This window comes from Streptomyces sp. WMMB 714 (genome assembly GCF_900090125.1).
Lineage (GTDB): Bacteria > Actinomycetota > Actinomycetes > Streptomycetales > Streptomycetaceae > Streptomyces > Streptomyces daqingensis.
Genome location: NZ_FMHJ01000010.1, coordinates 121,071 through 139,997 on the forward strand (window position 1 = coordinate 121,071; position 18,927 = coordinate 139,997).

General features: G+C 72.3%; 17 protein-coding genes and 1 pseudogene. 5 read left to right on the plus strand and 13 right to left on the minus strand.

Annotated features, from left to right (window positions below):
• Nucleotides 1–95: 95 nt before the first annotated feature.
• The 3 genes from H181DRAFT_RS19065 to H181DRAFT_RS19075 form a co-directional block, all read right to left on the minus strand.
• Nucleotides 96–758: a hypothetical protein gene (locus tag H181DRAFT_RS19065; RefSeq protein ID WP_052708644.1), complete on the minus strand. Its 663-nt coding sequence runs from the start codon at nucleotides 756–758 to the stop codon at nucleotides 96–98.
• A 507-nt stretch (nucleotides 759–1,265) separates the two neighbouring features.
• The gene (locus tag H181DRAFT_RS19070) at nucleotides 1,266–1,709 is read right to left on the minus strand and encodes a nuclear transport factor 2 family protein (RefSeq protein WP_045865754.1); all 444 of its coding nucleotides are present in this window, start codon (nucleotides 1,707–1,709) and stop codon (nucleotides 1,266–1,268) included.
• 104 nt (nucleotides 1,710–1,813) lie between these two features.
• Nucleotides 1,814–2,896 carry an endonuclease/exonuclease/phosphatase family protein gene (locus H181DRAFT_RS19075; RefSeq protein WP_139131724.1) on the minus strand — a complete coding sequence of 361 codons (1,083 nt, stop codon included), beginning with the start codon at nucleotides 2,894–2,896 and terminating at the stop codon, nucleotides 1,814–1,816.
• A gap of 263 nt (nucleotides 2,897–3,159) precedes the next feature.
• On the opposite strand from H181DRAFT_RS19075, the gene H181DRAFT_RS19080 reads away from it, so the two are divergent.
• Nucleotides 3,160–3,573 carry a YciI family protein gene (locus tag H181DRAFT_RS19080; protein WP_045865755.1) on the plus strand — a complete coding sequence of 138 codons (414 nt, stop codon included), beginning with the start codon at nucleotides 3,160–3,162 and terminating at the stop codon, nucleotides 3,571–3,573.
• Here the strand turns inward: H181DRAFT_RS19080 and H181DRAFT_RS19085 are convergent.
• From H181DRAFT_RS19085 to H181DRAFT_RS19100, 4 genes are all read right to left on the minus strand, one after another.
• Nucleotides 3,570–4,547, minus strand: a complete 978-nt coding sequence (locus tag H181DRAFT_RS19085) for an ABC transporter permease subunit (RefSeq protein WP_045865756.1) — start codon at nucleotides 4,545–4,547, stop codon at nucleotides 3,570–3,572. The genes H181DRAFT_RS19080 and H181DRAFT_RS19085 overlap by 4 nt on opposite strands.
• Nucleotides 4,544–5,443, minus strand: coding sequence for an ABC transporter ATP-binding protein (locus H181DRAFT_RS19090; RefSeq protein ID WP_045865757.1), 900 nt, complete (start codon nucleotides 5,441–5,443; stop codon nucleotides 4,544–4,546). The genes H181DRAFT_RS19085 and H181DRAFT_RS19090 overlap by 4 nt, the downstream gene beginning before the upstream one ends.
• Nucleotides 5,440–5,835 (minus strand): GntR family transcriptional regulator, encoded by a 396-nt coding sequence (locus H181DRAFT_RS19095; protein ID WP_045865758.1) that lies wholly within the window; start codon nucleotides 5,833–5,835, stop codon nucleotides 5,440–5,442. Before H181DRAFT_RS19095 ends, H181DRAFT_RS19090 begins: the two co-directional genes overlap by 4 nt.
• Nucleotides 5,836–6,009: 174 nt before the next feature.
• Nucleotides 6,010–6,567, minus strand: a complete 558-nt coding sequence (locus tag H181DRAFT_RS19100) for an RNA 2'-phosphotransferase (RefSeq protein WP_045865759.1) — start codon at nucleotides 6,565–6,567, stop codon at nucleotides 6,010–6,012.
• Between the two features lie 293 nt (nucleotides 6,568–6,860).
• Here H181DRAFT_RS19100 and H181DRAFT_RS19105 point away from each other — a divergent pair, with 293 nt between their 5' ends.
• Both H181DRAFT_RS19105 and H181DRAFT_RS19110 read left to right on the plus strand, forming a co-directional pair.
• Nucleotides 6,861–7,268 carry a YciI family protein gene (locus H181DRAFT_RS19105; RefSeq protein WP_045865760.1) on the plus strand — a complete coding sequence of 136 codons (408 nt, stop codon included), beginning with the start codon at nucleotides 6,861–6,863 and terminating at the stop codon, nucleotides 7,266–7,268.
• Between the two features lie 22 nt (nucleotides 7,269–7,290).
• Nucleotides 7,291–8,517, plus strand: coding sequence for an RNA polymerase sigma factor (locus H181DRAFT_RS19110; RefSeq protein WP_045865871.1), 1,227 nt, complete (start codon nucleotides 7,291–7,293; stop codon nucleotides 8,515–8,517).
• Between the two features lie 67 nt (nucleotides 8,518–8,584).
• Here H181DRAFT_RS19110 and H181DRAFT_RS19115 read toward each other — a convergent pair whose 3' ends face one another.
• Nucleotides 8,585–10,045, minus strand: coding sequence for an MFS transporter (locus H181DRAFT_RS19115; protein WP_045865761.1), 1,461 nt, complete (start codon nucleotides 10,043–10,045; stop codon nucleotides 8,585–8,587).
• A 197-nt stretch (nucleotides 10,046–10,242) separates the two neighbouring features.
• Here H181DRAFT_RS19115 and H181DRAFT_RS19120 point away from each other — a divergent pair, with 197 nt between their 5' ends.
• A complete protein-coding gene (locus H181DRAFT_RS19120) occupies nucleotides 10,243–11,934 on the plus strand; it encodes an AMP-binding protein (RefSeq protein WP_045865762.1) in 1,692 nt (563 codons plus the stop codon).
• A 33-nt stretch (nucleotides 11,935–11,967) separates the two neighbouring features.
• Here H181DRAFT_RS19120 and H181DRAFT_RS19125 read toward each other — a convergent pair whose 3' ends face one another.
• On the minus strand, nucleotides 11,968–13,200 hold the full coding sequence (locus H181DRAFT_RS19125; protein ID WP_045865763.1) for an MFS transporter: 1,233 nt from the start codon (nucleotides 13,198–13,200) through the stop codon (nucleotides 11,968–11,970).
• Nucleotides 13,201–13,272: 72 nt separating this feature from the next.
• On the opposite strand from H181DRAFT_RS19125, the gene H181DRAFT_RS19130 reads away from it, so the two are divergent.
• Nucleotides 13,273–14,031 (plus strand): DeoR/GlpR family DNA-binding transcription regulator, encoded by a 759-nt coding sequence (locus tag H181DRAFT_RS19130; protein ID WP_045865764.1) that lies wholly within the window; start codon nucleotides 13,273–13,275, stop codon nucleotides 14,029–14,031.
• 85 nt (nucleotides 14,032–14,116) lie between these two features.
• Here the strand turns inward: H181DRAFT_RS19130 and H181DRAFT_RS19135 are convergent, their stop codons facing one another.
• From H181DRAFT_RS19135 to H181DRAFT_RS19150, 4 genes and pseudogenes are all read right to left on the minus strand, one after another.
• Nucleotides 14,117–14,920 (minus strand): hypothetical protein, encoded by an 804-nt coding sequence (locus H181DRAFT_RS19135; RefSeq protein ID WP_045865765.1) that lies wholly within the window; start codon nucleotides 14,918–14,920, stop codon nucleotides 14,117–14,119.
• 174 nt (nucleotides 14,921–15,094) lie between these two features.
• Nucleotides 15,095–16,816 (minus strand): glyoxylate carboligase, encoded by a 1,722-nt coding sequence (gene gcl / locus H181DRAFT_RS19140; protein WP_045865766.1) that lies wholly within the window; start codon nucleotides 16,814–16,816, stop codon nucleotides 15,095–15,097.
• Nucleotides 16,817–16,819: 3 nt separating this feature from the next.
• Nucleotides 16,820–17,764: pseudogene (locus H181DRAFT_RS19145) on the minus strand (2-hydroxy-3-oxopropionate reductase); the annotation flags it as partial.
• Nucleotides 17,765–17,860: 96 nt separating this feature from the next.
• Entirely contained in the window at nucleotides 17,861–18,697 is an 837-nt protein-coding gene (locus tag H181DRAFT_RS19150) for a TIM barrel protein (RefSeq protein ID WP_045865872.1), read from the minus strand.
• Nucleotides 18,698–18,927: the final 230 nt, after the last annotated feature.

Sequence of the window (18,927 nt, forward strand, 5' to 3'; positions counted from 1 at the left end):
TTCTCCCCCTGAGTGGTGGTGACTGCGTGTGCGTTGTTGCTGCTGCTCCGGCCGGTTCGGCCGGAGCCGGCCGCGGGAGACGGAACGCTGACCGTTCACATCTCGGGCGCGGCGTTCTGGGTGCCCCCTCGGACGAGGTCCCGGGCACGCTTCAGCGCGGACAGCCGCATCTTGTTGCGGGTGTCGATCTCAGCCCCGTAGCTGTCGCGGACGACGTGGTCGTACTTCCGCGTGAGAGCACGCACCGTCGCCGAGAGAGGGGTGCTGCGGGCGCAGACTGCCTCGCTCACCGCGAGCCGGGTCTCGATCCGGTGTGCCTCGTGCGCGCTCTTTCCCTCCAGGGCCGGTCCGAGGGCCTTCTGCAGATGGAGGGGGTTTCTGTACGGCAGGCCCTTTCCCCTCATGCAGGCCGACCACTGCCCGACGGCCGCCCGGAACCGCGCATCCCGGCGGATGTCGCCGCTGTGGTCCGGGAGGTTGGCGCTGACCGTGCTCACCCGGAACCATTCGCGGAAGTCGCCGTAGAGCTTGCCCTGGGCCCAGGCCAGGCAGCCCGTGCGGTTCTGGGCGATGTCGGCGCCGTTCGGTGCCGTCACCTCCAGGGCCCGGGTGCCGTCGCCCGTCCTCGCTGCCTCGTAGGCGCGCTGCCGCCGCACCGGAAGACGGTTCGCGTACTGGGCGTTGGGGTTGCTCTTCTGCTCCCGCGCCGCCTTCCGCTGGAGGTCGCCGCCGTATCCGTGCCCGCGGGCCCAGGCCACGTCGTCGACGACGTAGGGGAAGTCCTTCAGTTCGTCCGGCGAGGGGGGGAGCGGCGGGCCAGTACTCGAAGCCCCGCCGCTCCATACAGCGCCCGACGAGTTCCTCCTCGGCCGTGGCCAGCAGCGCCCGCTCGGAGTGAGTGACATCCCGGGCACCACCCTGCTGCCCGGGGCCGTTCGCCCTCTGTCCTCCGCATGACGCCGCGGCGGTCAGTAACACGCCCCCCAGCGCGACCGCCGTGACCCAGGCCCCTGTGGTTCTCGTGAGCACCGCGTCCCTCCGTTCCCCCGTTCACAGGTGAGTCTGCGTGCTGGGCCCGGGAGCTCACCAGGTGTTACGGACGAGGCCGAAAGACGCAGGCGCCAGGGGGAGGGGCGTCTCCGCCAGTGGGCCATCTCGCCAGGGGCGGACATGTGCGCGGAGCGAGCGCCGGTGTGGGACCGGTGCGCCCGGTGAGTGCGCGTGGCGAGTGCCCCTGGCGAGGCGTGCGGGGACGCCCCGTGGCGTCAGGAGGGGGCGCCCCTCATCGCCGCCGCCCAGCCTCCCTGGACCATCGTCTGGAAGTACCACTCGCCGCCCTGCTTGACGAGGACGTCCGCGTAGCGCATCCGCCGGCTCTGCCCCCCGGCCGTCATGGTGGAGTCGGTGAAGACGAGCGCGAGGCTGGCGGTGAGAAAGTGCGGCGTGCGCCGGGACTCGAAGTGCACGTCTCCGCCGCCCGGTTCCCCCATGACGTCCGACATGGTGCGCACGTACTCCTCCCGGCTCCACTGCCCGGTCCAGCCGGTGCCGGGCCCGGCGTCGTCGGTCACGAGGTTCAGCGGGAAGAGCGCCATGGACGCCATGGCTTCGACGTCCGCGTTCGCGGCGTGGGCGTCGTACTTCGCGAACCACGCCTCCACCTCGCGGTGGTCCTCTTCGCTCGGCGTGTAAGGGGCGTTCTCCTCCACGGAGTCCTCCTGGCGGGATTGACTGATCAAATTTGACTAATGCTGCGGAGTCCTCTTCCCGGCCGCCGCCCGGGCAAACCCCGGAGCGGCGAGGTGCTGCGCCGTCAGAAGAGCTTGATGTCCGCGAGCACGGCCAGATGGTCGGAGCCGGGCATCTCCACGAAGCGGGCCTCGACCGCCGTCAGCGGGTCGCTGACCAGGACGTGGTCGATCTGGGCACCCATCGGCCGGGCCCTGTTGTCCGGCCAGGTCGGGGTCCGTGACTGCCCCGTGAGCCGTGCGGCGTCGTTCATGCCGGTGTGCAGGATGTCGCGGAAGGCGGCGTGGTCCTGCGAGGCGTTGAAGTCGCCCGCCATGATGGTCGGCGTCGACCCGCGCGAAGCGCCGAACGCCCGCAGCCTGCCGAGCTCCGCACGCCAGGACCGCAGCGCCTCGGGCGTGGGCGGCATCGGGTGGACGACCTGCACCTGCACCCGTTCCCCCGAGATGTCGGCGACCGCGCCCGGCATGCCGAGGCGGCCCTCCAGGGTGCTCGGCTCCTCCAGCGGATAGACGCTCAGCAGCGCCGAGCCGGAGGCGCCCGTCCCGCCGACGATGTGGCGGTAGGGGTACGCGTCGAGCATCGCCGGGGTGTTGAGCTCCGCCGCGCAGCGGGCATCGCACTCCTGGACCGAGGCGATCTGCGGACGCTCCCTGCGCAGGGTCTTCATTAGACCGTCGGTCGCGTCGCCGAGGTGGATGTTGGCGGTCAGCACCCGGAAGCGTGCCTTGCCGGTGCGCTGCGCGGCGCCCTCAGGGGCGTCCGGCCCCTCGGGGAGGGTGAACCCCACGGTCGCCATCAGCACGGCGATGGACCACACCGCCAGCAGGCCGCGGCGTGCGAGCACCGAGTACAGCAGCCCCAGCCAGCCCGGCACCAGGAACCACGGCAGGAAGGCGAGGAGTTGGGCGATGGGCGTGGGTCCGTCATGGTCCATGCCGCGGTAGGCCAGCGGCACGCTCAGCACCGCGAGGACGAGGCCGACGAAGACAGAGAAGGTGTGCTTGCGCGGAGGACGCGGCGGGCGGCCGCGCGCGCTGCGTTCGGTGCGGGGCCGCGTGGTCCGTTCGGTGGGCTGGAGCGGATGCCCCGTCACCGTGCCACGGCCGTCCCGCTTGTCGCGATGGTACCGGTCCCCCGTCAACACCCTCCCGATACTGCACCATCGGTGCCGCGCGGGGGCGCGGGTGCGCCCGATCTTCGCGACGTCCGCGCACTTCCCGACGAGACCTGACGGTCCTCGTCGCGCGGTGGTCAAGAGCGCCGCCGCCGACACCCGTGCCTTCCGCGCCGCACCGGCACTCACGGTGACGGCGCCGTCACCCCACCGATGAGTTCCGTCCGCAGCGGCTGTCTGTACTCGGTGCTCCCGGACGGCGGGAGCGCGACCGACGAGCCGGGAGGACGGCCATGAAGTACATGATCATCATTCAGGGGACGCAGGCGGACTACGACGCGATGGGCGGCACGTCCGTCCCGGGGGAGCCGGCGTGGACGAAGCAGGACGTGCAGGCCATGGTCGGCTTCATGCAGAAGCTGAACGAGGACCTCGCCGCGTCCGGTGAACTCGTCGACGGCCAGGGGCTGACGGCGCCCTCGGACGGGGGTCTCGTTACCGCGGGCGAGGACGGGCGGCCGGTCGTCTCCAAGGACGGATACGGGGTCGAGGAGCCGGTCATCGCCGGGTTCTGGGTGCTGGAGTGCAAGGACTTCGAGCGGGCGGCGCAGATCGCCGCGCACATCCACCAGTGCCCGGTCCCGGAGGGTGCGACGAACCCGCCCGTCATCGTCCGCCCGATCGGGGACGAGCCTCCGGTGGCCTAGACCACGCGGCGCCGTACCCGCCACACCACCACACCGATCAGGATCGCAGCGACGGCGACGAACAGGGTCGCCTCGACGAGCTGGAACGACCAGAACCGGTCGGCCGGGTGGTAGACCTTGAACTGCTGGATGTCCCGTGCGTGCAGGAACTGGTTGAGGTTGGTGCCTGCCCGGTTGGCGGCGGCCTCCAGGTCGTAGTACTCGGTCAGGCTCAGCCTGCGCCCAGTGGCGTCTGCATGGCCCTGTTCGATCACCCAGTCAGCGAAGCCGGATATGGGCCGGTGCCCCGCCTGGCCCTCCGAGCCGCCGACGGGGACCGGCTCCCTGGTGGTGAGCGGCGTGGCGTACGCGGGACGGGCCAGCAGCGCCACCGACATCCGGGTGGCGAGGAACGCCCCGAACGCGACGCCGAACGCGGGCAGGCTGCGCCGCAGGATCGCCCCGGCGGCGGTGGCGAGGCCGAACGCGAACAGCGCGTAGGCCACCGGAACAAGTCCCTCCAGATCGAAGGCGTCGTACTGGAACCGCCCTTCCCACGCGTCGAACGGCTGGCGGAACCAGGTGAGCACCGCGGTGAACATCCCGGTGAGCGCGACGGTGACGCCGGCCAGTGCCGCGAGCTTGGCCGCCAACCAGCGCATCCGCGGCACGGCTTGCGTCCAGGCGAGCTGCCAGGTGCCGTCCTCCAGTTCACGCGCGAGCAGTGGCGCACCGAGGAACGCACCGATGACGACGGGGACCAGATAGAAGGCCGCCAGGAGGTTCTCGACGTACCCGTACTCCTCGTCGAGCCGACGGAAGGAGGCCTCGCAGGCGTCGTTGATACCGGCTTCTCCCGCACACCGGGCGGGACCGCCGGGGAACAGGTCGTGGGCCTGTGTCCCGAGTATGAGCAGGGCAACGCCGAACATGCCGACAAGCAGACCCAGGACGCATACCTCGGTCCGGTGCTGGCGCCAGATCAACCACGTCATGCCGCCCTCCCCGACGCGACCGCGGCGCTCGGCTCGGACGGCCGGCGCAGGTACGCCAGCACCAGCTCCTCCAGCGCGATCGGCTGGGCCTGCCACCCGGGCGCGGCCGGGATCGCGCCGTCGCGTACCAGCAGGGTCGTGTGCCGGTCGCTGTGGACGGCCTCCACGACGGCGCCGGCCCGGTCGGCGTCGGTGGCCGTGCGCGGACCGACGAGCAGCCGATGCTCGGCGAGGAGGGTGTCGATGTCCCCGGTGAGCGTGACCCGGCCGTGGTTGAGCACGATCAAGTGGTCGCAGACGCGCTCCAACTCGTGCACGACGTGGGAGGAGAACAGGACGGTCACCCCGCCCTCGGCCACCGCGCCCATGAGGACCTGCAAGAACTCGTGCCGAGCCAGCGGGTCGAGGCTGGCCACCGGCTCGTCGAGGACGAGCAGGTCCGGCCGCTTCGCCAGGGCCAGAGCCAACGCGACCTGGGCCTGCTGCCCGCCGGAGAGCGTGCCGGCCCTGCGGTCGAGCGGGATGCCCAACTTCGCCAGTCGGCGCTCGGCCAGCCCCTGGTCGAACCGCAGGTTGCAGGCCCGGCCGAAACGGAGCATCTCGGCGACGGTGAAGCGCTTGTACAGCGGGTGGTCCTGTGCCAGGAACCCGACCCGGGCCAGAGTTTGCGAGGTGCTGGCGGTGACGTCGTGGCCGAGGACCTCCACCGTGCCGGTGCTCGGTGCCAGCAACCCGACGACCAGGCGCAGCAGCGTGGTCTTGCCCGCGCCGTTCGGCCCGACCAGGGCGATCACGCCGCCCGCCGGCAGGGCCAGGGTGCAGTCGCGCAGCGCCCAGCCCTTCCGGTACCGCTTGCCCACACCGTCGGTGCGCACCGCGAACTCGGTCGCTGTCATGCCACGTCCTCATTCCTCGTCTGCTGATGGACGGAAGTAAGAAGCGCGTTGACCGCCTGCTCGTCGAGGCCGGCCGCGTAGGCGCGGCGCAGCCAGGCCGCCAGGCCGCGGCGCAGTGACGTGTACGTCGATGCCGACATCACGGCCGACTGCTGTTCATTGACGAACGTGCCCTGGCCGGGCCGGCCGGCGACCAGGTTCTCCTGCTCCATCTGCCGGTACGCCTTGGCGACGGTGTTCGGATTGATCGCCAGGTCCTCGGCCACCTCGCGGATGAGCGGGAGGCGGTCACCGGGTTGGAGAAAGCCCAGCAGCACCGCCTGGCGGACCTGCTGAACGAGTTGCAGGTACGGCGGCACGCCGGAGTGGGTGTCGAGCCGGAAGACGAACACGTTAGCCCCTTACTGCTTTACTAGTATCGTAGTTAAGCAGTAGCCGGTGCTCAAGAGGGTCGACGCACGACCGCGGCACCAGATCCGGGCACAGGCCTCACCCGTCCGTCGGCGCGAACTCGCAAGGGCACGTCCTGGATGCTCGCCGATCCGCGGATCTCCGAACGAGAGGCCCTATCCGTCCGGCTCCAGCAGATAGCGGGGCGGCACCCGGTCCGCGAGCCATACGCCGTTGCTGCTGAGCCGGAACGAGTGCCCGTCCCGGTACATCGCCTCCGCCTCCACCGTGAGCACCACCGGACGGCCGCGGCGTGCGCCTACGCGCGCGGCGGTCTCCCGGTCGGGGGAGAGGTGGACGGCGTGCCGGCTCATGGCGCGCAGCCCCTCCGCGCGGATCGCGGGCAGGAAGCGGCCGACCGTCCCGTGGTAGAGCCGTGCGGGCGGCCTGCGGACGGGCAGATCCAGGTCCACGGGGACCGAATGTCCCTGGTTGGCGCGGATGAGCCCGTCCTCGACGGCGAAGCGCTGCTTGTCGCTCGTCGCGACGACCTCCTCCAACTCGGCGCGGGTGAAGGGGAATCCGTGGGCCCCGGCGGCCCGGACCAGCTCCTCCACGTCCACCCGGCCGTGTGCGTCCAGGGTGATGCCGATGCGGTGCGGCTCGTGCCGCAGATGCCGGGAGAGGAACTTGGAGATCTTCACGCTCCGGTTCTTCGTGAGTTTCGTTTCCACGGCTCCAAGAGTGGCGTGCCGGCGGGCCGGAAGCACCCGGATTTCGGGCCTCCGGGTACGGGTGGTGCGGCGTGCACGCCGTGGCCTGCGCGGTTCGGCCGGTGCGGCGTGCGCTCCGGGGTGGAACAAGAGCGGCAAGAAGGAGCGGAACGAGGAGAAGAACGAGCAGCAGAACGAGGAGCGGAAAAAGAGCCTGAGAAAAAGTGCCGCGTCGATGTCGAGAATCCGCGCCCGGCTCCGTCCCAGTAGTGGACGCGGCCACAATGGCCGCTCAGCACAGAGGAGAAGCAGCGATGCCCAAGTACCTGATGCTCAAGCACTACCGCGGCGCCCCGGCCCCCGTGAACGACGTGCCCATGGACCGGTGGACGCCGGAGGAGATCTCGGCCCACGTGCAGTACATGAACGACTTCGCGCGCCGGCTCGAGGAGTCCGGCGAGTTCGTCGACGCTCAGGCCCTCTCCCCCGAGGGGACGTTCGTCCGGTACGACGGGGAGGGGCGCCCGCCGGTCACCGACGGCCCGTTCGCGGAGACCAAGGACCTCATCGCGGGCTGGATGGTGATCGACGTCGACAGCCACGAGCGCGCCGTCGAGCTGGCCGGGGAGCTGTCGGCCGCGCCCGGGGCGGGCGGGAAGCCGATCCACGAGTGGCTGGAGCTGCGTCCGTTCATGACGGAGCCGCCCACCGTCACGGAATGACCCCGCCGCGATGACGCCGCCGATGGACGAGACGCTGCTGCGGAGTCTCACGCCCGGCGTGCTCGCGATCCTCGTCCGCCGCGGAGCCGACTTCGCGGCGGCCGAGGACGCCGTTCAGGAGGCACTGGTCGAAGCGCTCCGTGTCTGGCCGCGGGACTCCTCGCCGGATGCGCCGGGCGGGGAGCGCGTGCGCGACCCGAAGGGCTGGCTGGTCGCCGTGGCCTGGCGCAAGTTCCTCGACGCGACCCGGGCGGACGCCGCCCGCCGCCGGCGGGAGGACCTGGTCGCCGTCGAGCCGCCGCCCGGGCCCGCGTCCGGGCTGGACGACACGCTCTGGCTCTACTTCCTGTGCGCACATCCCTCGTTGACGCCGCCGTCCGCCGTCGCGCTCACCCTCCGTGCCGTCGGCGGGCTGACGACCCGCCAGATCGCCCAGGCCTACCTGGTGCCGGAGGCGACGATGGCGCAGCGCATCAGCAGGGCGAAGCGCACCGTCGCCGCCGCCGGGCCCCTCCCAGCCGAGGGGGCCCGGCCCGGCGACGTCGGCACCGTGCTGCGGGTCCTGTATCTCGTCTTCAACGAGGGCTACTCCGGCGACGTCGACCTCGCCGCCGAGGCCATCCGCCTCACCCGGCAGCTCGCGGCCGCCGTCGACCACCCCGAGGTGGCGGGGCTGCTGGCCCTCATGCTGCTGCACCACGCGCGCCGGGCCGCACGGACCGCGTCCGACGGCAGCCTCGTGCCGCTCGCCGAGCAGGACCGCCGCCGCTGGGACACGGACGTGATCGCGGAGGGCATCGCGATCCTGCAGGCCGCCCTCGCCCGGGACAGGCTGGGCGAGTACCAGGCGCAGGCGGCCATCGCGGCACTCCACGCGGACGCGCCCTCCGCCGAGGAGACGGACTGGGTGCAGATCGTCGAGTGGTACGACGAACTGCTGGCCCTGACCGGCAGCCCGGTCGTACGGCTCAACCGCGCCGTGGCCGTCTGCGAGGCGGACGGTCCGCGCGCCGGTCTCGCGGCGCTCGCGGCGCTGGACGACGACACCGCGGGCTCCGCGGATTCCCCGGGAGGCAGCCGGCCGCTGCCCCGCCGCGACGCGGTGGCGGCATACCTCCATGAGCGCGACGGGAACCTGGCGACGGCGGCGAGGCTGTATGCCGAGGCCGCCCGGCTGGCCCCAGACCTCGCCGAGCGCGATCACCTGACGCGTCAGGCCGCCCGCCTCAACGCACGCCTGAAAGGCTGACGGGCCGGGCGGGCGGGCGGGACGCGCGGCGGCGGGCGTAGCGAACGCCCGTGCCCGCGCTGCCCGTTCACTTGTCGGCCGGGGTCACCGGGGGGCCGCGGTCCGGGAGGCAGGAGGAGACGTGCTCCGCCGTCGCCCGTGCCCAGGAGCCGGTGGTTACCCAGCCCAGCACGCCCACGGCCGCCCCGCAGCCGGTGATGATCCACCAGCCGGCGGCGTCCGCTCCGGCCGCGGCGGCGACGCCGATGACGGCGACCCCCAGGGCCGATCCGACCTGGCGGCTGGTGGAGGCGATGCTGGCGGCCAGACCCGCCCGTGAGCGCGGCATCCCCGAGACGGCGGCGTTGGTGATGGGGGCGTTGACCAGGCCGAAGCCGATGCCGAACAGCACGTAGGAGACGAGGAGCAGCGTGCCGGAGTCCTCCGCGCGGAAACCCGCGAGGAGCACGCCGCTCGCCGTCATGAAGACCCCCGCCAGCAGCAGCGGCACCCGTGCGCCGCGTACGGCGACGAGATGCCCGGACAGCGGTGCGAAGACAGCCGTCATCGCCGCCATGGGCAGCAGGTGGAGGCCCGCCTCGAAAGCGGACAGGCCCCGGTCGTTCTGGAGGTGGAGGGTGCTGAGGAAGAGGAACCCGGCCAGCGCGCCGAACGAGGTGACGGCGGTGACGGTCGCGCCGCTGAACGGGACGCTTCGGAAGAAGCGCAGCTCCAGCAGCGGCTCCGCGCGCCGTCGCTCCCACAGCACGAGTGCGGCCAGCGAGCAGGCGCACGCCCCGAAGCACGCCAGGATCAGCGGCGAGGTCCATGCCGCTCCGCCGCCCGTCCCGCTCGCGCCGGACGCGCCGCCCTCGATGATGCCGAAGGTCAGGGAGCCCAGCGTCGCCATCACCAGCAACTGGCCGACGGGATCGAGCCTGCGCGGCCGGGGTGCCCGGGACTCCGGCACGAAGAGTGCGGTCAGCAGCAGCGCCGCCAGGCCGATGGGGATGTTGAGCCAGAAGATCCACCGCCAGCCTGCCCAGGTGACCAGCGCACCGCCCAGCAGCGGCCCGGCCGCCATGGAGATGCCGACGACGCCGCCCCACACGCCGATGGCGCGGGCCCGCTCGCGCGGCTCCGGGAAGGTGTTGGTGATGATCGACATGGCGACGGGGTTGAGCATCGAGCCGCCGATCGCCTGCAGCGCGCGGAAGGCGATGAGCCAGCCCAGCCCCGGCGCGAGGGCGCACAGCAGCGACCCGGCCGTGAAGAGGACGAGCCCGGTCTGGAAGACGCGCCGCCGTCCCACCCTGTCGGCCGTCGATCCGGAGAGCATCAGGAACGAGGCGAGCACGAGCGTGTACGCGTCGAGAGTCCACTGCAGGCCGGACACGGACGCGTTCAGGTCCCGCTGAAGCGAGGGCAGCGCGACGTTGAGCGCGGTGTTGTCGAGGCTGACGATCAGCAGGCTCATGCAGCAGATCGCCAGCACCAGCAGGCGCCGTGGCCGGGCTTCGCCCTTCTCGTCGGGGGAGGCGGTGGACATCCCTCCAGCATCCATGTCCGCTGCACGGACTGCTGCTCGGGGGTGGTGTGACGTCCGCCCGGTGACTGAGGATGACGGGCAGCGCGAACGGACGGCCGGTCCGGCGGCGCGAGCGGGAAGTATGTACCGGCAGTGTGAAACGGCGGTGTGGCCGGCGCGTCGAGCGAGGGGCACACCGCGGCATCCGAGGAGTGACGATGACGGCCACCGAGTCCGCCAGCCCCACCGACGCCTTCCGCGCGGCCCGTGACGCGCTGTTGCGGAACCGGACCGACTACGACGGCGCCCGTGCGGAGTTCGAGTGGCCCCGTCCCGCGCACTTCAACTGGGCCCTCGACTGGTTCGACGCCGTCGCGCGCGACAGGGCCGACCGCACCGCCCTGCACATCGTCGAGGAGGACGGCAGCTCCGCCCGCTACTCCTTCGGCGAGATGCGCGCCCGCTCCGACAGGGTGGCCAACTGGCTGCGTTCGCGGGGAGTCGCACCGGGCCACCGCGTCATCCTGATGCTGGGCAACCAGGTCGAACTGTGGGAGACGCTGCTCGCCTGCATGAAGCTGCGCGCCGTCGTCATCCCCGCGACGCCGCTGCTCGGCCCCGGTGACCTGGCGGACCGCGTCGAGCGCGGCGAGGCCCGGCACGTGGTCGTACGGGCGGAGGACGCCCCGAAGTTCGCGACGGTCGCGGGCGACTACACGCGCATCGGCGTCGGTGGCGGCGGCGGGCTGCCCGAGGGATGGCTCGCGTACGAGGACGCCTACGGCGCGTCCGCCGACTACGAACCCGAGGGCCCCACGCGCGGCGACGACACGTTGCTGCTCTACTTCACCTCGGGGACGACCGCGCAGCCGAAGCTGGTGGAGCACACCCATCTCTCCTACCCGGTCGGCCATCTGGCCACGATGTACTGGATCGGCCTGCAGCCGGGTGATGTGCATCTGAACATCTCCTCGCCGGGTTGGGCCAAGCACGCGTGGTCCAACGTCTTTGCTCCGTGGAACGCCGAGGCGACGATCTTCATCTACAACTACTCGCGCTTCGACGCGGAGCGGCTGCTGGCCGAGATCGAGGCGGCGGGCGTCACGAGCTTCTGCGCCCCGCCCACCGTGTGGCGGATGCTGATCCAGGCCGACCTGAGCCGGCTGCGGGCGGTGCCGCGCGAGGTGGTGGCCGCCGGGGAGCCCCTCAACCCCGAGGTCATCGAGCACGTGCGCCGCGCCTGGGGCACGAGCATCCGCGACGGCTTCGGCCAGACGGAGACGGCGGTCCAGGTCGCCAACTCCCCGGGGCAGCAGCTCAAGCCGGGCTCGATGGGACGGCCCATGCCCGGCTTCGAGGTGACGCTGCTCGACCCCGTCACCGGCCGGCCCGGCGTCGAGGAGGGCGAGATCTGCCTCGACCTCTCGCACCGCCCCGTCGGGCTGATGACCGGCTACCGGGGGAACGAGGAGCGGACGGCCGAGGCCATGGCGGACGGCTACTACCGCACCGGCGACATCGGCAGCCGTGACGAGGACGGCTACATCACCTACGTCGGCCGCTCCGACGACGTCTTCAAGGCGAGCGACTACAAGATCTCCCCGTTCGAGCTGGAGAGCGCCCTGCTGGAGCACGAGGCCGTGGCGGAGGCCGCGGTCGTGCCCTCGCCCGACCCGGTGCGGCTGGCGGTGCCCAAGGCGTACGTGGTGCTCGCCTCGGGATGGGAGCCCGGGCCGGAGACCGCGAAGACGCTCTTCGCGCATTCCCGGGAGACGCTCGCGCCCTACAAGCGGGTCCGGGTCATCGAGTTCGCGGAGCTGCCCAAGACGATCTCCGGCAAGATCCGGCGCGTCGAGCTGCGGGCGCACGCCGCCGGGGAGCCCGGCGAGGAGTACCGCGAGGAACGCTGAGCGGGGGGCGGGCCCGGCCCGCGCCGGTCGCCGTCAGGGGCGGCCGGCCGCGGCGCTCCGCTCGGGCGACGCGGGTTCGCCTGCGGTGCCGGTGCCTGCCTCCGGGCCGGTGCCTGTGCCGGTGTGCAGGATGCCCGCGGCGGCCGCACCGACGGCGCACAGCGCCACCGGCAGGAGCAGCACGAGGTTGAGCGGGGCGACGTGGGTGAGCGCCCCGATGAGGGCGGGCCCGGCGAGCATCCCGAGGTAGCCCAGGCCGGCGACGCGGGAGACGTTCGTCGCCGCGGTCTCGGGTTCGGCGTGCCCGGCGGCGCTGAAGAGCTGGGGGACGCAGCCGGAGAGCCCGAGACCGAACAGCCCCCATCCGGCGAGCGCGGCGGCGGTCCACGGCGACAGCGCCGCCGTGCCGAGGCCGGCCGCCGCGACGGCCGAGCCGTAGCGCAGTACGGCGACGGCTCCGAAGCGGCCGGCGATCCGGTCGGCCAGCAGCCGGCCCGCCGTCATCGCCGTGGCGAAGGCGCCGTAGGCGAGGGCGGCAGTGGCGGCGGGTGCGTCGAGGGAGTCGCGGAGGTGCAGCGTCGACCAGTCGTTGGCCACTCCCTCGCAGAGCATCAGTATCAGGGCGAGGACGGCCAGCGCCCACGTCCGGGCGGGCGTCCGGGGCCGGCGCCGCCGGCCTTCCGCGGATTTCGGCGCGCTCCCGGAACGCGGTGTCCGCAGCAGCGCGGGCGCCGCGAGCAGACCGGCCGCCGTCCCCAGCGCGGCGACCACGCCGAGCGTGACTTCCGGGGGGTGGCCCCGGCTGAGGGTCTGCGCGCAGACCAGGGCGGCGAGCACGCCGCCGATCGAGAAGACGGCGTGGAAGGCCGACATGACGGGGCGCCGGTAGGCGCGTTCGACGTGGACCGCGTGCGCGTTCATGGCGACGTCCAGGCAGCCGTTGCCGAACCCGAGGACCACCAGTGCGCCGCCCAGGGCGACGGCTCCGGTCGCGAGGCCGGGCAGGGCGAGCGCCGCGCTGCACAGGACCGCCCCGGCGGGCACGGCGGTACGCAGGCCGAGGCGGTCGGTGAAGGGCCCGGCGAGCTGCATGCCGGCGAAGGCTCCCGCGCCGAGGAGCAGCAGCAGCCAGCCGAGCCCGGCGTGGCTGACCCCTACCCGGTTCTCGATCACCGGGATGTGGACCACCCACATCCCCATGATGAAGCCGTTGAGGCCGAAGTAGAGGAAGGTGGCCCAGCGGGCGAGACGAAGCGAACGTGCCATGGGGCGAACATACATAACAGAATCCATGTGTGTAACTGGCGTTCCGAACAAGGCTGTTGTTCACTACGGGCCATGGTGAGCACAGACCGGCTGAAGCGGATAGCGGACGCCGTACGGGCCGCGGGCAGCATGGGAGTGGCCGAACTGGCCGAGCTGACAGGGGCATCGGAGATGACCGTCCGCCGCGACCTCGAGGTGCTGGCCGGACAGGGGGTCCTCGAGCGCTACCGCGGCGGAGCGCGTTCCCTGCTGCTGCGCGGCCAGGAGCCGCCGTTCGCGCTGCGGGCCGCCGAAGGCGGGGAGGCGAAGCGGCGCATCGCCGAGGAGGTCTCCCGCCTGATCGCCGACGGCGAGTCCGTCGTACTCGACAGCGGTACCACCTGCCTGGAGGTGGCCCGCGTCCTCCGCGACCGCCGCGTGACCGTGATGCCGCTGTCCCTGCACGCCGTCAACGCGCTCACCGGCGGGCCCCAGGTGACGCTGCTGGTGCCGGGAGGCCTGCCGCGTCCGGGCGAACTCGCCCTGACCGGTCCGCTGGCCACGGCCTCTCTCGCGTCGCTGCGCTTCGACACCGCTGTCGTCGGCTGCTGCGGACTGACCGCCGACGACGGTCTGACGGCCTACGACCTGGCCGACGCGGAGGTCAAGCGTGCGGCGATCGCCTCGGCCCGCAGGGTCGTCGCCGTGGCCGAGGCCTCCAAGTTCTCCCGCACGGCTCTGGCCCTCGTCGCGCCGGCCTCCGCCCTGCACGCCGTCGTCACCGACGCGGCCGCCCCCGAGGAGGCGACTGCCGCGCTGGCCGCGGCGGGAGCCGTCGTCCGGAGGGCGTGATCGCGGGTGGGCGCGGCGCCGAGCGGTCCGGTCCTCCCGGCCCGCCGGTCCGCCCGCGTGCGGGCGGACGGGGTCCGTCCCGGCCTCAGCACACCGAGCGGATGAGGTCGTCCGCCGGGTCGTTGACGGCCTGGGGCATGCCCGTCAGGTCGAGGACGAACAGGGCGACGCCGAGGGAGTCCGCGCGCATCCGGGCCTCCCGCGTGTAGCCGGCGAGGGAGAAACAGGCCGTGCCCGCCTCCTCGTTGAGGCCGTTGAGCCAGAGCGTCTCGACGTCGCCGAAGCCCGTCGGATCGGTCGAGGGGTCGACGTGCGCCACGATGCCGCCGCCGCGCAGGTCCACCCCTGAGGCGGCGCGCTTCTCCGTGACGCGTACGGCGTCGAAGCCCAGCCACCGCAGGTACTGTGCGGCGGCCGTACGGGCGTCCTGCGCGGTGCGGATGGTGACGGGCTGGAAGCTGGGCCGCGTCCTGGACGGCCTCTTGCCGGCGCACTCCTCCAGGGCGCCGGTCGCGGTGGCCTCCGAGGTGCGGCCCGCCGTGCCGGAGGTGGACGCGGGCGGTACGCGGGAGGCGTCCTGGGCCTCGGGCGCGGTGGGTCCGGGCGCACCGGCGCCGCCGTGCTCCGCGTACGGGGCCACCGGCAGCCGCAGCAACGTCCCGCAGCCGCAGCCCAGTTCGGGCTGCGGCCACTGGACCGACGTGCCGCAGGCGGAACACCCCACCTCGACCCAGGAGTCGTCCCAGGTGCGGTGGTGCACCTGCGTGGGAGGGACGTCCGGCCGCAGTGGCAGCACGACGGGCGCGCCGCAGTCGCACTGGTAGACCGGCGGGGTGTAGGTGTGCTCGCGGCGGCACTCCGGGCAGCACACGGGCACGCTTTCTGCCATCTCTTCGGCTCCAGCGGAGGGTCGGGGAGACGAGTCGGTCCTCGCCGCGTCGCCGGGGGCGGCGCGGCGCAGCTCATATCGTCCCTGAAAGTGCGTGATTTCCGAAGAGGAAGGCGGGAGAAAGACGGAGGACCGGGCGCCGTCCGCGGAGCGTCAAGTGCCGTTCCGCAGGCGTCAGTCGGCGGGTTCGAACTCCTTCACGGCGTCGATGTCCGGGCCGTGCGGCGTGTTGGCCTCCCGCTCGATCATGATCTCCACCAGGACCGGCCGCGAGGTGGCGGCGGCCTCCTTGCGCGCCCACTGGAGCGCGGGGGAGATCTCCTCCGGGTCCCACACGCGCCGGCCCGAACAGCCGTACGCCTCCATGATCTTGACGTTGTCGGTGCCGAACTCGTCGTAATGGATGTCGACCTGGTAGTTCATTCCGAACCCGATCTCGGCCTGCCTGATGAGCCCCAGGTACTCGTTGTTGAGCATCACCAGCACGTACGGCACGTCGTACTGCGCCGCCACGGCAAGTTCCTCCACGAGGTACTGGAAGCCGTAGTCGCCCACGACGCCCACGACTTCGGCGTCCGGCCTGCCCATGCCCTCCAGTGCCTTCTTCACGCCGATGGCCGCGGGCACCTCCCAGCCGAGGGGGCCCGCCTGGCCGCAGATCTGGTAGTGGCGCGGCAGGTACGCCTTCTGGTGCTGGCCGCCCCAGATCTGGTAGAGCCCGATGGCGGTGACGAAGTAGGTGTCCTCGTCGAAGACTTCGTTGATCTCCTTGTAGACGCGGGGCGCCTTCACCGGCGTCGAGTCGAAGTCCTCCCGGCGCACGAGGGTCCGCTTCAGCTCCTTGCACCGGCCGACCCAGCCCTCGACGTCCGCAGAGGCCCCCCGCTTGCGGGCCTCGGAGAGCAGGGCGGCGAGGAAGAGACCGGCGTCGGAGACGATGCCGAGGTCGGGTTCGAAGACCTTCCCGATCTGGCCGGGTTCGATGTCGACGTGCACGAAGGTGCGTTCACCCCGGTAGACGCCGATGTCCGCACCCGTGTGCCGGTCGCCGAAGCGGGCGCCGACGGCCAGTACGAAGTCGGCCTCCAGGAACGAGGCGTTGGCGTACCGCTGCGAGGTCTGGATGCCGGTGGTGCCCAGGTTGAGTTCGTGGTCGTCCTCGATGACGCCCTTGCCCATCAGCGTCACCTGGAAGGGCACGCGCAGCTCCTCCACGAGTTCGCGCAGCTCGGCCCCCGCGTCGGCCAGGATGACGCCGCCGCCGGCCAGGATCAGCGGCCGCTCGGCCGCCAGCAGCATGTCCAACGCCCGTTCCACGCGCGGCGGATGGGGCTCGACGGCGGGGACGGGGAGCCTGGCGTCGATCTCCGCGTCGTAGGTGATCTCCCGCTTCGCGATGTCCAGCGGCAGGTCGATGAGGACCGGTCCGGGCCGTCCGGCGCGGGCGATCCGGAAGGCTTCGCGGAAGACCCAGGGGATCTGCGCCGCCTCCTTGATCTGCACCGCCCATTTGGTGACGGGCCTGGCGATCTCGACGATGTCGACCGCCTGGAAGGCCTCCTGGTGGAGCTTGGGCGAGACCGCCTGCCCCGTCAGGCAGACCATGGGGATCGAGTCCGCCTGCGCCGTGTAGAGGCCGGTGACGAGATTGGTGGCGCCCGGCCCCGAAGTGGCGATGGCGACACCGGTCTTGCCGTTCGTACGGGCCCAGCCGTCGGCCATGTGGGCGGCGCCCTCTTCGTGGCGGACGGTCAAGTGCTGTATGCGGCCGTCCACTTCCATCGCCTTGTACAGCGGGAGGATCGCGGCGCCGGGGCAGCCGAAGGCGATGTCCACGCCCTCGTCGACCATGATGGAGACCGCGGCGTTCATGGCGGGCATCCTGCTGGGGGCCATGGCTCAGTCCTCCGTCTTCTCGCCCGACAGGCGCCGCACGCCGCGCACGAGGGCCGAGTGGTCGAGCCCTCCGTCGCCCTGCTGCCGCAGCGCGCCGACGAGTTGGGCCAGCAGCGCTCCGGCGGGCACGGCGGCGCCGACGCCGCGCGCGGCGTCGGTGACGATGCCCATGTCCTTGTGGTGCAGGTCGACCTTGAAGCCGGGTCGGAAGTCGCCCGCGAGGATGCTCTCCTTCTTGCGGGTGAGCACCGTGGAGCCCGCGAGGCCCCCGTTCAGCACGTCGAGCGCGGCGGCCAGGTCGGCACCCGACTTCTCCAGGAAGACCACGGCCTCCGCGACGGCCTGGATGTTGACGGCGACGATCAGCTGGTTGGCGGCCTTCACCGTCTGCCCCGAGCCGTGCGGCCCGCACAGCACGATCGTCCTGCCGAGCGTCTCCAGGACGGGAGCGGCCGCCTCGAACGTCTCGCGCTCACCGCCCACCATGATGGACAGCACGCCCTCCACCGCTCCGGCCTCGCCCCCGGAGACCGGGGCGTCGAGCACCTGGACTCCCTTGGCGGCGGCGGCTTCCGCCACATCCACGGAGGTCTGCGGGGTGATCGAGGACATGTCGATGAGGAGGCCGCCGGAGGGGATGTGCTCCAGGACGCCGCCCTCGTTCAGGACCACCTCCTCGACCTGCGGGGAGGCGGGGACCATGGTGATGACGACGTCGGCGTTGCGCACCGCCTCCGGAACGGAGGAGGCGGCCTCGGCTCCGTCCGCGGCGACGGCCTTCACCCGCGCCGGGTCGAGGTCGAAGGCCGTGACGCGGTAGCCGGCGGCCAGCAGGTTGCGCACCATGGGCGTGCCCATGATGCCGAGTCCGATGAAGCCGATCTTCGTGCGCTCCGCGGTGTGCGGTGCGGTGGCGGTGGCGGGCATGCGTGACTGCCTTTCGGTGTCGCGGGCGGCGGAGACGGAAACGGAGACTGGGGCGGGGGTGACGGGGCACGGGACGACGGGGCGGCGGGGCGGCGGGCCGAGGTGGCGGCGGGCCCGTCAGGCGGGGCGCAGGGCGCGCGGCAGCCAGTCGAAGGCGGCTTCGCTCGGCCGGTCACCCGGCTTGTACTCCAGGCCGACGAGGCCCTCGTAGCCGGCGGCGGTGAGGCGGCCGAGCAGATCGGCGAAGTCCAGCTCTCCCGTGCCGGGGGCGCCCCGGCCCGGGCTGTCGGCGATCTGCACGTGTGCGGTCCGCTCCGTGCAGGCGTCGATCACCTTGTGCAGGTCCTCGCCGTTCATGGCCAGGTGGTAGAGGTCCATCAGGAACTTCGCGTTGCCCAGCCCCGTGGCCGCGTCGACCGCGTCGGCGACCTCGACGGCCTTGGGCGCGCTGACGATCGGGCAGCCGGGCGACTCGACGGCGTTGAGCGCTTCGACGAGCAGCACGGCACCGGCGTCGTGAGCGGCGCGGGCTGCCAGCGTCAGGTTCTCCAGGGCGAGTTGATCCTGCTCCGCCGGATCGGCGCCCGGGACCCGGTTGCCGTACAGGGCGTTCAGCGCCGTGCATCCCGTGGACTGCGCGAATTCGGCGGCCACTTCGACGTTGCGGCGGAACTTCTCCGACTCCTCGCCCGGCACCGACAGCGCTCCCCGGTCCGGGCCGGGGAGCCGGCCCGCGTAGAAGTTCAGCCCGGTCAGGCGGGTGCCGGCGTCGGTCAACGCCCGGCGCAGCGCGTCCAGTTCGGACTTCGGCGGGACGGGGGCGTCCGGCCACGGCCACCACAGCTCGACCGCCGTGAAGCCGGCGGCCGCGGCCGCGGCGGGTCGCCGCAGCAGCGGCAGTTCGGTGAAGAGGATCGAGAGGTTGACCGTGAAGCGGTGCTCCGTGCCGCTCAGGGCGGGGGAGCGGGCGGGATCGGGGGCCACGGTGATCGCCTTCTTTCGTGAGTCCCGGGGTGCGCGTCGTTCCGAGGAGGGCGGCTGCTCGTCTTCCGCATTGTGAAAGTACGTTTCTACTTCATGGAAGACTGCTCTCGGGTCCCGGAACCTGTCAAGGGGTCTGCGCTTCTCCGGGCGTGCTCGGAGCGCGCCCGTCCGGCCGCTCCGCGTGCCCGGCCTCGCCTTCC

What these genes read in the sequence shown, in the direction of transcription:
- H181DRAFT_RS19080 (WP_045865755.1), top strand. Translation starts at nt 3,160, where the DNA reads ATGAAGTACATGATCATCATTCAGGGGACGCAGGCGGACTACGACGCG.
- H181DRAFT_RS19085 (WP_045865756.1), bottom strand. Translation starts at nt 4,547, where the DNA reads ATGACGTGGTTGATCTGGCGCCAGCACCGGACCGAGGTATGCGTCCTG.
- H181DRAFT_RS19090 (WP_045865757.1), bottom strand. Translation starts at nt 5,443, where the DNA reads ATGACAGCGACCGAGTTCGCGGTGCGCACCGACGGTGTGGGCAAGCGG.
- H181DRAFT_RS19105 (WP_045865760.1), top strand. Translation starts at nt 6,861, where the DNA reads ATGCCCAAGTACCTGATGCTCAAGCACTACCGCGGCGCCCCGGCCCCC.
- H181DRAFT_RS19110 (WP_045865871.1), top strand. Translation starts at nt 7,291, where the DNA reads ATGGACGAGACGCTGCTGCGGAGTCTCACGCCCGGCGTGCTCGCGATC.
- H181DRAFT_RS19115 (WP_045865761.1), bottom strand. Translation starts at nt 10,045, where the DNA reads ATGTCCACCGCCTCCCCCGACGAGAAGGGCGAAGCCCGGCCACGGCGC.
- H181DRAFT_RS19120 (WP_045865762.1), top strand. Translation starts at nt 10,243, where the DNA reads ATGACGGCCACCGAGTCCGCCAGCCCCACCGACGCCTTCCGCGCGGCC.
- H181DRAFT_RS19125 (WP_045865763.1), bottom strand. Translation starts at nt 13,200, where the DNA reads ATGGCACGTTCGCTTCGTCTCGCCCGCTGGGCCACCTTCCTCTACTTC.
- H181DRAFT_RS19130 (WP_045865764.1), top strand. Translation starts at nt 13,273, where the DNA reads ATGGTGAGCACAGACCGGCTGAAGCGGATAGCGGACGCCGTACGGGCC.
- H181DRAFT_RS19135 (WP_045865765.1), bottom strand. Translation starts at nt 14,920, where the DNA reads ATGGCAGAAAGCGTGCCCGTGTGCTGCCCGGAGTGCCGCCGCGAGCAC.
- gcl (WP_045865766.1), bottom strand. Translation starts at nt 16,816, where the DNA reads ATGGCCCCCAGCAGGATGCCCGCCATGAACGCCGCGGTCTCCATCATG.